Below are 11,902 nucleotides of genomic sequence, written 5' to 3'. Positions count from 1 at the left end.
AGTTTAGTAAATAACTGCACTAAGTTACGACTTTTACTTAAAAAAAGTATCCTGTACCGTTCTGTATGATTTCGGAGTTACTTTTTCACAAACTCCTTTTATGTTCAACAATTACAGCACTGTACTTTATCTTTGTTTTATTTAATTAGTAATTTAGAATGTTCCTGTGATTGTTCATCTCCAATAACCTTAATAAAGTAGAGACCCGGAGCAAAACGACCATTATTATTGATTTCCATTTTAACGCCACTAACCTCTGTACGATAAATGATTTTACCGAGCATATCACTAATAATCACATTACCTTTAAAAATCCTATTGAATACTAAAGTAAAATTGTTTGTTGCAGGGTTTGGGAAAACTTTAAATGTAAAGATATTTTCTTCCAGTCCTTCTGTACTTAAAGTGGTAGATTCTAAAATCCATTTAGATCTATCTATATCAGTCATCGAACTGTTTAAATGATTGTAAAATGTTCCATTGGTTCCTTGATACAAAAACCTACCTGATTCTCTAGCCTCTAATCTGTAATTAGCCTCTACTTCGTTATAATGCACAGTCCATACTTTATCAGAATCTTGGTTAGGTGGTTCTGCAGAACTACTTATTACTGCATACGGCGTAGAAAAAGCAGATCCAGTTGCTCTTAACACACCTCTTAGCTTTGGGTCAATAATGTAATAATCCTTACCGCCATATTGCGTGTCTAAAAACGTAAACTCCAAATCGTCTTGCCCTTGAACATAATCACTTTCGTAAAGTGTACTTTGCCCACTAGGCGCTCTTAAATACTTTCCAGTAGCAACATTTTTTAATCGATAAATTTTTCCCGATAAATCTGTAGGATCATTGACTTCTACATTTACCGTATGTACATTAGAAGCTAATATTTCATTGTCAGAGTTATATGCAATAGCTTGAACCGTATATTCCCCTTCAGCAGAAGGTGTCCAATTTAAAGAATAAGGTGCTGTATTATCCTCACCTAAAAGGGCATCATTTACCTTAAATTCCACTTTTGTAACACTTCCATTATCATAAAACGCATTAGCAGATACAGGAATTGTCTCTCCTAGCATAAAAGACGCACCATTGGAAGGCGAAGTTAAAGTCAATCTAAAAGGAGGTATATCGATATCTAAACCTATTATCTGAAGATATAAAGGTTGAGCATTGCCCGATTTCTTTTCCATGAGATAGTAATAAACCTTCCCATTACTAATGTGAACACGACCATGATCGAAAGTTTTTCCAGAGGTAGCATGGTAAACCGTAGTGAAATTATTTGTACCACCCTGAGCCTTTTGTATAAAAACCCTACTATTCTTTAAGGTTATTATGAAAATATCATCTCCAGCCGTATAAATCGCACCAGCACCTGCAAAATCTTCTGAAGTAATAAAACTTGAGGCTCCGGCAGGTCTGTAAGTATGTAAAAATTTAGTAACGTTATATTGATTATCCTTGACTCTACTAATGATATGTACATCTCCTTTCTCTGTAACCGTCCAATCAAAACTCCCCACAATGTGTACCTTACTGGTTTGTGTTGTTTGTACATAATCACCTGGCTCCATAACTTTTATGAAATCTGCATCATATAAAGGTGTACTAAAACTTTGCCCTTGGTGGTTTTTCCAACCACCTACACCATCTTGATTATCTGAATATGCATAGTATACACCATTTTGATACTGGTACTTATCATTATTGTTGGCGGATCTACGCTGGAACCCTATTCTAATTTTGCCATTTACGTATTTCATGTTACCATACAGCCCCCAGTTGTAAGTAACACCTGGGCGACTCTTAGCATTGAGTACATTAAAATCTGTAAAATTAGACCAAGTACCTGTACTAGCGCTATATTTTGTAAACTTGTACATACCATTGTTATTTCCACCTTCGCGCATGTACATGAACAAATCTCCTGCGTCGTTTAAAAAGAATTGCGGATAGGTTAGCGCTACAAATTCTGACTGAGGAGCACTTCCGGGCATTCTCAAATGCTTGTAACCTCCGCTACTGTTTTGAACAAACTTATCTAGTGTAAAATCGGAATCCGATAATGATACGGCATTAGGGACCGAATAGGAGTATCTAAAATAATCATTAGCAAGACTTCCATTAGAAGGTTTTGAGGCACTATAGGCATGCATGTCGTATAACAAATGTATGGTACCATCTATCGGGCTAATCCCAATTGCAATAGTATTATGAGATTCCCCAATCCAATATCTATTTTGATAACCAGTGTGCCTGTGTGGAAATTCGATGGTAGCCATTGTACCTGTATTGGTGTTGTATCGGGTTAACATAACGTGGCGGTCACCTTTTCCACCGCGATACCATGTCATGAAAACATAATTTCCAAATGTTTTTACACAATCGCCATGCGCTGAAATATTACGACCAAAAAAATAATCGTAAGGTGCGTTATCTCCGGTATTCGAAGCGCCACTTGTAACTTTACTACCATTAAAATGTAGCCCAATATCGGTAATTTTAACTTCATCTTCCAACACGACTTGAGAGGAAGTAAATTGAGAAAAACCCAAAATAGCACACAGTAAAAGTTGAGGGAGTTTTTTTTCAAATAGATGCGAAACACCTTTTTGAATGACACTTGTTTTCATAAACTTTTTCTTTTCACATAGCTTATTTCCACTTTAGCGAGCGAAAATAGTTTGTAATTTTAAACAAATATACCAAATTATCTATCATGTATCATCCTGTAAGAAACAACCCAACACACTGATTTTATGAACACTATATCAACAAAAACACTCAAGCCAACCATCACCTTGTTATAATTAGTATACTGTATGACCTAAGGATACACTATGTAATTAATGGGACGTTTCTTTAAAAAATATTGGTCAAAAAAAACACCCATTCCTTACACAAGAATGGGTGTTTTTTTAATTTATTTTAGGTATTTGCTATTGCTTCACAATTTTCTTTGTGAAACTACCGTTTTCGGTAACAAAATTAACAACGTAAACACCATTAGATAAAGAACTAATATCTAGATTTAAATTTCTTTCACCTTTTAACTCTCTTACTAAAACTGGTTGTCCTAATAAAGAGTAAACATTAATTTTGTTTATAGTTGAAGTTAAACCTTTAATATTTAATCTGTTGCTAGAAGGATTAGACACAAAAACTGAGCTTGAGTCAAACGAATCAGCGCTTAAGGTACTAATAAATTCATACTCAAATGCTACATCGCTTGAAGCACTGCATCTTACCAGACCAGCTGCTGCAGGTGTACCAAAAACTCTTCTTCTAGCTGCCCCAGACCATGTAGTACCAGTATCATCACTCCATAGATACATTCCTGTACCAGAATTTCTACCCAGATTCCATTGATCTTGTTGTCCTGATGCAGCGGCATTATTACCTCTGCATTCTAAATTTGGAGTAGTATCACCTGTATCAACTGCTTCTGCTACACCTTGACCTGAAATAACAGACTTTATAGAATAATTGGTTCCAGATGGATGGTTATCAATCTCAAATAATTGTTTGTCATCATTTCCTGGTAATCCTGCTTCATAAGTTATAACTCCAGTAGCAGTATTAAGCGTTACATATAAGTTTTCCCCAACCACTTTTATTTTGTAAACACCAACAGTATTGGACCATGATGATTGAGCTTGAATTGAAATCGTTGACAACAGTAAAATTGCTGCCATGAATAAAGTAATTTTTTTCATAATGTTTTAATGTATTAATTAATTGTTTTGATCTTTGAAATTTACCACACAAAGAAGAACATAGTATCCTGTACTGTCTGGTAATTTTTAAAAAAACAAACATGTAAATAGTACAAATTCAACAAATTAAGAAAAAACCTTCATGCTACTCCATAAAAAACAACTCCTCTAAAGACTTAGAGACTGGAGAATTATCTGGGTTTACCTCCATGATATCTGCCATAAAATCCCACCATTTTTTTACAATGGGGTTATCGGCCAAATCTTGCGAACCACCATCACCAGAAACTTTTTGGAAAGCGAATAAGGTACTGGTTTCTTCATCTAAAAAAATAGAATATTCACTTACACCATTGTCTTTTAATAACTGTTTTAGTTCGGGCCACAATTCGTCATGACGCTTTTTGTAAGCCTCTTTTTGCCCTTTGTTCAATTTCATCTTAAATGCTAGTCTTTGCATAAGTAAAACCTTTTTTAAAAAACATATTCCAAGACTGGAAATAGTTTTGAGTTAATATAATTATGTGAGCTAATGTAATCATTGTTTTCTGTTTTCTGCTTAAGCAAATGACACTTAATATGTCTTCACACTAACCTTTTACAAACGAATGATTTTACTGCTTTAATAATGATATGATCAATTTTTTTGCAAAAATATCTATACACTATGCTTGTTTTTGTATTTTCAAACATTAATCAAAAAACAATTTATTGTATAAATATGAAAAAAACAGAGGCCATTACCTCTGTTTTTTTTATATAAAACTTATAATCTAAAGATTTAGTTTTTATTCAATTCCTTTTCTTGCTGTTCTAGTTCTTTCAAAATAGCCAAACCGAAGAAACCTGTTGAATAGGCACAAGTAGCATCGAAATAAAAGCGGTATCCAACCATAGATGCGTTGGTTCTACCTACGATACTACCAATAGCTTCTGGATCTGGTCCAAGGTATTGATTTTCAAGACACCATGTAAGTGCTTTTCTTGCAGACTCTAAATACTTAACGTTGTTGGTGGTTTCGTATAGTCTGTACATGAGTAAACTCCACAAAGGTGTTCCTTTGTCTGTTGGAATTGCTGTTCTGTCACCTTCACGGGAATCGAAAACAAAATTCCAAGAGCCATCAGGATTTTGATTACCAACTAGCTGATCTGCTATTTTTATGGCATAATCCAGATAAATAGTATTGGGAAACATTTCGTTCATTGCCAACATACCTTCCATAGTCCAACCGGTTCCTCGAGTCATTTTAAGAGGTGGCACAGCCTTATTTTTTTCTAAGGACCAGCTTCTATTCCAAAGACCGTTATCGTTTTGAAATTTAGGCATATGCTTGTCCATATATTGTTTAGCGACTTCTTTAAAGTTTTCGTCTCCAGTAATCTTATAAAAAACACTGTGTCCTTCAGGATCCCAACCAGTTTCATCTAAAATATTTTTATGGAACTTATTTATATCGTATAAATAGTTGTGAGGTAGGATATCGTGCTGTTCTATCAACTTTCCCTTTTCGGTGTTCCAAAAATTGGCTGCTTCTACATAAGCACTATCTCCAGTTGTTTCAAACAGAGGCGCCAAAGCCCATTTATACATAATTCCGGAATCTGATGTTCCTACCCATTTTTCATATCCACTTGGCGACCTAAGCCAAATTACCAAAAATGATCCTCGAGAGGGATGGTTTTCTTCTCGAACCTGATACTTTAAATAAAGTTTACCTACCGCATCCATACGTTGAATAAGCTCTTCTGTGTCATATTTACTGGCGATTTCCGGTATTTTAATAGCATCTAAAACCATCTTTACAATTGGGGAACCTCCCCACAACCAGTAAGCCGAGCGATGAAGTCGCGCATCTAAATCGTAAAAAGTGAAAAAGGAGCCGTAAGTTGGGCTATCTGGATTTAAATTTTGTCGTCTTAAACCATTGTCTATTACCGCTTCTAACGAAGTTATCAAACGTTTTTTTGACAAACCTTCACCCAAAAGCTGTTCCAGTTCATCATGTTTCCATGCTGTATTTTCAGGAGCAATAGTTTTTCTAGCAAACTCATAAGGTCCGTCTTCACCATCGATAAATATACTTACACTACCACTCCAATCTTCTGAGAGCAAGTCTATGTCATGTCTAAATTCTTTCAACAATACCGGATACGTTTTTCTTAAATAAAAGTGCTCTACTTCAATTTGCTTTGAACTTACTCGCAAGGAGTTTTCCCAATGCTCCAACCTACCCGAAGGAACAATAATTTGTTTTTTTAGTTCATGCGTATCATCGAAATAAGGCCCACCAAATGTGTAAGTCCCTGTGGGATTGTCTTTAAAAACGAATACACCTTCCATTCCCTGCTCTGGATTAATGTCAATAACAGGAAACCAAGTTTCATGATCTGTCTTGTTATAGAATTTCTTGCGATTTAAACTATCTGGGTCAAACTGTGAAACAGAAGAAAACCTGCTTATAGACGTATTCCGAGAACTTTCAATACGAAGCTCAAATTGTCTGATATTATCGGGAAACATCGCTTCAACAAAAAGATGCTTACCCTCTATTTTTAATTTTAAGACCGGCTTTTCCTGAAGCTGTGCAGACAAAACACCAAATTGTAATGTAAGAACAAAAATCATCAAGATCTTAGCTACCGGCATCTCATTAAAAAAGACTTTAGCGGTATATTTCATTAAAATGAATTTTTATTTAGTTATCAATCAATAATTAGTTACAAAACACTTTAGGTTAACAAAGAATTAAAGCACTACTTCACTAATAGCGATACTTTTTGTAAATCTTTTTCTGAAGAGGATGTACCAACAGAAATAGTAAATGTGCCAGGTTCCACAACTTTAACCAGATCCTTATCCAACAGATTTAATTCATCAAATCCAAGATTAAAGCTAACGGTTTTTGTTTCACCAGGTTTTAGGCTAATACGCTCAAAGCCTTTCAATAATTTTAAATATCTACCTACCGAAGCAAAATCGTCACGCACATATAATTGTACTACTTCATCCCCTTCTCTTTCTCCAGTGTTTGTTACCTCAACAGAAACCGTTGTACTTCCATCGGGAGCAATAGTATCATCTTGAAGTTTTGGCTCAGATATTTTAAATGAAGTGTAACTTAACCCATAACCAAATGGAAACAATGGTGATTTATCACTAAATCGATACTTTCCTTTTCCAGAACCTATAAAGTCTGGACGTTCTAAATACGTTACGGGCACCTGTCCTACAGAGCGTGGAAAAGACATGGTTAGTTTACCACCGGGGTTAACATCTCCAAAAAGAACATTTGCAACAGCATCACCCGCATGCATACCACCATACCATGTTTCAAGTACAGACGGTATGTTTTCAGCAATATAATTTATACTCAATGGACGACCATTTATAAGTACAACAATTACCGGTTTTCCTGTTTTGTGTATCAACTTCACTAAATCTTTTTGAACGCCATATAAATCTAAATCCGAACGATCGCCGCCTTCACCGCATGTTTTGTGCGAGCTCCCCACAACTAAAACAACAGCGTCAGATTTTTTTGCTGCAGCAACAGCCGCTGGAAACCCTTCTTTTGAAAAGCTATCTATATCACAACCTTTGGCGAAATTTATTTTAACATTGTCGCCAACTTTCTTTTTTAAACCATCTAAAACAGACACATAATATGGTGGTAACCCTGAATATCCACCCAATAGTTTATAGGTTCCTTTTTTAGGTCGTTTTTCATGGGCATTTGGACCAATCACGGCTAATGATTTTATTTTTGATATATCAAGAGGTAAGAGATCATTATCATTTTTCAACATAATGATCGATTTTTCCGCCATCTCCAATGCAAACTCACGATGTTCATCACGACCTGCATTTACAGTTTCCTCATCAATTTCTTTTGGTTCTGCATCGAACAAGCCTAACTTATATTTTGCGGTTAAGTTACGTGATACAGCCTTGTCTATGTACTTCATCAATGAAGGATCCTGAGTAACGGTATCCATCAAAACATTAGCGTGATACGTTGCCAGTTTTTCGTTTTTACCAATCACCAAGTCCATATCAACACCTGCTTTTAATCCTAAGATAGCTGCTTTAGTTCTGGTTTCGGCAATAAAATGCATCGTTTCTAATCGTCCAACATCATTATTGTCAGAAACAATAAAACCATCAAAACCTAGCTCATCTCGTAAGATGTCGTTTAATAACCAAGTATTCATATGACAAGGCACACCGTTAAAATCTTGGTGACCAGGCATAACGCAGCCGACCTGGGCTTCTTTTACTGCCGCTTCGAACGATGGCAGGTAAACCTCACGTAAACGACGTTCAGACATATCACTAAATCCGCCATTGATACCACGCCTGTTTTCGGGGTATCCCACAAAATGTTTAGCGGTTGCAATAACATGATTTTCATCAAATTGCTCATCGCCCATACCTTGTAACCCTTGAATAAAGGCTACTCCCATGCGTGAAACCAAATAAGGATCTTCACCATAGGACTCTTCAACACGACCATAACGAGCGTCTCCAGCATAAACATCTAAGTTGGGAGAATAACAATGTGTAACTCCTAAAGCACGAGCTTCCAGTGCTGTCTGGGAAGCCATTTTCTTTATGAGTTCAGGTTCCCAGGTTGAAGCACAAGCTACGGCTTGTGGATACACTGTTGTATTGCCATAATAATCTAAAACAAGCCATAATCCGTGTAATGCTTCTCCATATTTCATGACAGGAATACCCAATCGTTCATTGGCTGGAGCATCCTGTGTCATTTCTGCAATTTTTTCTTCTAGTGTCATTTGAGCAAGAAGCGCGTCAACTTTTTGGGCAATTTCAGCGTCTTTAGGATTTGAAGATTTTTCTTTTGAAGGTTCTGTTTTACAACATACTAAGGCCAATGCTAACAAGCCTACAAATACAATTTTTCTCATTTATTAAATATATGTAATTATCAATTAGTCAAAATTCCGTATTCCTGGAACTATTTCAATATTAAAGTTTTGTTGACCCTCTGGCCATTTTAAAATTATAAGTTTTTGTGTACTAGAATCCCAAATAAAATCTGAAGGATTACCATTCTCTGGACATTTATAGACCTCTAATCCAACATTTTTTAAAGGGTTATAGTACATTATAAAATCTTCATTTATTACGACAGAAAACCCATCTGGATAATGTCTATCTGCTCCAACAAAAATCTCTGAAGCACCTTTGGAGTTATCGGCTTTTATTTTTAGATGAAGTGTTCTTGTTGCGTGGTTAAATAAAAAGGAATGTATTCTCCCAGCAATAGCCTGTGGAAAAGGTCGGGATATAATATCGGTTATATATTTTCTTTCTACAGTTCCAGCATCAGTTTTATCACTAAAAATGGCCCATGTAGACGGTCCTCCGGGTAAGAAGTTTTGCATAGATCTGTTTCCTAAAAACCAAGCCTTAATAGAGCCCACACCCATTTTATCGAAAACCTCTGCTGTTTTAATGTAAAGCGCTCTATATTTTAATTGCCCTAACCTTCCGTCAATTAAGGTATCTGTAGAAGCAAAGGTTGGAAACCCCCATTCACCAATAAGTATAGGTGCCTCAAGCATATCAGATTCTTTATCGAAACGATTCATAACAGGCTCAATATACTCTATTTTATCTTGATAGATATGTGGCGCAAAAATTATGTTTTTTCTATTAACAGGAGTAGTTATTTCTGCATATTGATTATTATCAATTGCCTCGCCTTTGTTCATAAAAATAGATTGCAAAAGAATCTTTTTGTTAGGGTTTATTTTTTGACTCTCGTCAATTATCTTTCGGTATAATGGAATGAGATAATTATCGGTTAGTTTTTTGTATGTAATGTCCATGGATAACTTTCTAGGCTCATTGACGACATCATATCCCAAAACAGAAATATTATTAGAATACCTATTCCAAATTACCTTCCAAGCATCGATATACGTTTTGTGTTCATTTTTTTTGTTTAGCCAAAAGTGTTCCCATACAAACTTCTCTATTCCATAAACGGTCATTTTAAAAACCGTTTTTATGCCTCTATATTTTCCATAATTTACGAGGGAGTCGAGCTTTAATAAATATTTTGGCTCTAATTTTCCACCCGGAAAATCACTTAACTTCCCCAATTCTAACCTAACAACTTGTGTGTTAGCCCCCATCTTGACCATACGAGAATAATCATTGGAATTGAAAAAGACTTCGCCAGCATGATCGTTTGTATTGATAACAAAACCTCTAGGTACTATATGTCTCCCTTGAGCATCATATAATCCGTGTTTAATTTGTGAAGACGCGCTAAAAGCAAATGAAAGTAATAGAATACTTAAAAGAAATCTTAAATCACTTATGCTACACATATTTTACACTAGTTTCTGTTATAGAACAAAATGAGATCTATTATTCATTTACACAGCTAAGTAAAAATATTGCGATTTAACTTTTAACGTATCCTGCACCATACTGTATAAATATCTAAATTCATTTAACAAGCTACTTAAACTTATTACTAAAATAGATTTATGCATAAAAAAACAAGCCGAAAGAAAATCTTCCGGCTCGTTAAAACTAAACAATTCAAAAACTCACTATTGTCTATACCCGTTGTTTGTTGGATCTGACTCTAACAATGCTGGGTTGTTAATTATTTCCTGTAAAGGAATAGGCAGTTTTACGTGCCAAGGCTTTATATTAGATGCTGGATCCCAAAAACGATATTCTAAGTTTTGAACCACATCCAATAAAATACCCCATCTAATTAAATCATATCTTCTCCAAGCTTCACCTGCTAACTCCCATTTACGCTCATCGTAAATAGCTTCTCTAAACTGTTGCTGAGAAAGTCCTACTAATTCCCACTCAGCCTGAGTAGCATAAGCTCGCTCTCTAACAGCATGAATATATTGATAAGCATTTGTTGGGCCATTCAATTCATTTTCACATTCAGCTGCCATTAAATAAATATCAGCAAGACGGAATACCATTCTGTTATCTGAGTGGTTAAAACGAGGTGACGTAGCCAAATTTAAATTCATGAATTTAGGCATGTAAGGAAAATTTAATTGTATTCCTTCATATTGATCGTTCACATTTAGTGGCCTTCTTAAATCATTCAATGGGAATTTTTCAGCAAAATCCTTTGATGCTACTTGCAATCCTGTACCATTCATTGCCTCACCATTTGCCGCTAAAGCTGCAATTAAAGCATCTCTATCGTCATTGTTTCTAGGCTCATCCCTTAAACGAGGATTAAACATACTTGCTCTCCAGTTACCATTACCTGCAAATCCAGGCAAAGTCCCATCTGCTCTAAGCACACCTTCTTCAAACTGTCCTCTGATATCTTTTGCAAAGTCTAAAGACCAGATGATCTCGGCATTATATTCATTATTAGGATCAAAAACTTCTGCATATGTTGGTAATAACTGATGAGGCGATTGATTGATAATTTCTAAACATTTATCTAATCCTGCTTGCCAGTTTCTCCTCTGCATATGGATTTTAGCTTCTATTAAAGCAGCTGCCCACCTTGAAGCTCGCCCGGCTTCTTCTCCTGTATATTCATTCTTCAAATTTGCCTGAGCAAATTCTAAATCATCTAACACGGCATCTAAAATAATATCCTCATCTGTTCTTCCTAAAGCTCCTATTTCCTCAAGTGTAAGTACTTCTGTGTAGAAAGGTGCATCACCCCAAAGGTTTGTAATATGCCAATAGCATAATGCTCTTACAAACCTTGCATCAGCAACAAAATCTGTACGTTCTGCTTGAGATATATTTTCATTATCTGCAATCCTAGAAATCAATGTATTGGTATTCAATATGATTCTATAAAAATCTTTCCAAGTATCAGATACACTCATCTTTTGAACAGACCTATCTGCAATAGCTTCATTCATTTCATAGTTAGAAATACCAGCTACAAAATTTGCTATACGATTTGGTTCAATAATATCACACCCGTTATCGTAAAAATGATCTAATCCAATCTGACCATAAATGGAGTTATTTTTTAAGATGGCATAATAACCATTTATAAATGTCTTCGCATCACTTGCCGATGCTAAGAACGTTTCTGGAGAGATTAATGCTCTCGGCTCTTCTTCTAAAAACTCCTCACATGCAAAACATGAGAAAATCATGAAGACGTATAAAAATATCTGTTTTGTTTTCATAA

The 11,902-nt window shown here is 35.5% G+C and carries 7 protein-coding genes; all 7 read right to left on the bottom strand.

What is annotated here, in order from left to right:
• Positions 1-137: 137 nt before the first annotated feature.
• Positions 138-2,636, bottom strand: coding sequence for a BNR-4 repeat-containing protein (locus M0214_RS10235; protein WP_248722472.1), 2,499 nt, complete (start codon positions 2,634-2,636; stop codon positions 138-140).
• Between the two features lie 306 nt (positions 2,637-2,942).
• Positions 2,943-3,719, bottom strand: a complete 777-nt coding sequence (locus tag M0214_RS10230; RefSeq protein WP_248722471.1) for a T9SS type A sorting domain-containing protein — start codon at positions 3,717-3,719, stop codon at positions 2,943-2,945.
• 145 nt (positions 3,720-3,864) lie between these two features.
• Positions 3,865-4,179: an L-rhamnose mutarotase gene (gene rhaM, locus M0214_RS10225; RefSeq protein WP_248722470.1), complete on the bottom strand. Its 315-nt coding sequence runs from the start codon at positions 4,177-4,179 to the stop codon at positions 3,865-3,867.
• Positions 4,180-4,500: 321 nt separating this feature from the next.
• The gene (locus M0214_RS10220) at positions 4,501-6,402 is read right to left on the bottom strand and encodes a hypothetical protein (protein ID WP_248722469.1); all 1,902 of its coding nucleotides are present in this window, start codon (positions 6,400-6,402) and stop codon (positions 4,501-4,503) included.
• 74 nt (positions 6,403-6,476) lie between these two features.
• A complete protein-coding gene (locus M0214_RS10215) occupies positions 6,477-8,651 on the bottom strand; it encodes a beta-xylosidase (RefSeq protein WP_248722468.1) in 2,175 nt (724 codons plus the stop codon).
• 24 nt (positions 8,652-8,675) lie between these two features.
• Entirely contained in the window at positions 8,676-10,085 is a 1,410-nt protein-coding gene (locus M0214_RS10210; protein ID WP_248722467.1) for a cellulase family glycosylhydrolase, read from the bottom strand.
• Between the two features lie 228 nt (positions 10,086-10,313).
• Positions 10,314-11,900, bottom strand: coding sequence for a RagB/SusD family nutrient uptake outer membrane protein (locus M0214_RS10205; RefSeq protein ID WP_248722466.1), 1,587 nt, complete (start codon positions 11,898-11,900; stop codon positions 10,314-10,316).
• Positions 11,901-11,902 lie beyond the last annotated feature (2 nt).

It is taken from the genome of Seonamhaeicola sp. ML3, assembly GCF_023273855.1.
Lineage (GTDB): Bacteria > Bacteroidota > Bacteroidia > Flavobacteriales > Flavobacteriaceae > Seonamhaeicola.
This window is presented reverse-complemented; position numbering and strand designations above follow the sequence as displayed.

Excerpts from the sequence above, each read along its gene's own strand:
- M0214_RS10235 (WP_248722472.1), bottom strand. The coding sequence starts at position 2,636 with ATGAAAACAAGTGTCATTCAAAAAGGTGTTTCGCATCTATTTGAAAAA.
- M0214_RS10230 (WP_248722471.1), bottom strand. The coding sequence starts at position 3,719 with ATGAAAAAAATTACTTTATTCATGGCAGCAATTTTACTGTTGTCAACG.
- rhaM (WP_248722470.1), bottom strand. The coding sequence starts at position 4,179 with ATGCAAAGACTAGCATTTAAGATGAAATTGAACAAAGGGCAAAAAGAG.
- M0214_RS10220 (WP_248722469.1), bottom strand. The coding sequence starts at position 6,402 with ATGAAATATACCGCTAAAGTCTTTTTTAATGAGATGCCGGTAGCTAAG.
- M0214_RS10215 (WP_248722468.1), bottom strand. The coding sequence starts at position 8,651 with ATGAGAAAAATTGTATTTGTAGGCTTGTTAGCATTGGCCTTAGTATGT.
- M0214_RS10210 (WP_248722467.1), bottom strand. The coding sequence starts at position 10,085 with ATGTGTAGCATAAGTGATTTAAGATTTCTTTTAAGTATTCTATTACTT.
- M0214_RS10205 (WP_248722466.1), bottom strand. The coding sequence starts at position 11,900 with ATGAAAACAAAACAGATATTTTTATACGTCTTCATGATTTTCTCATGT.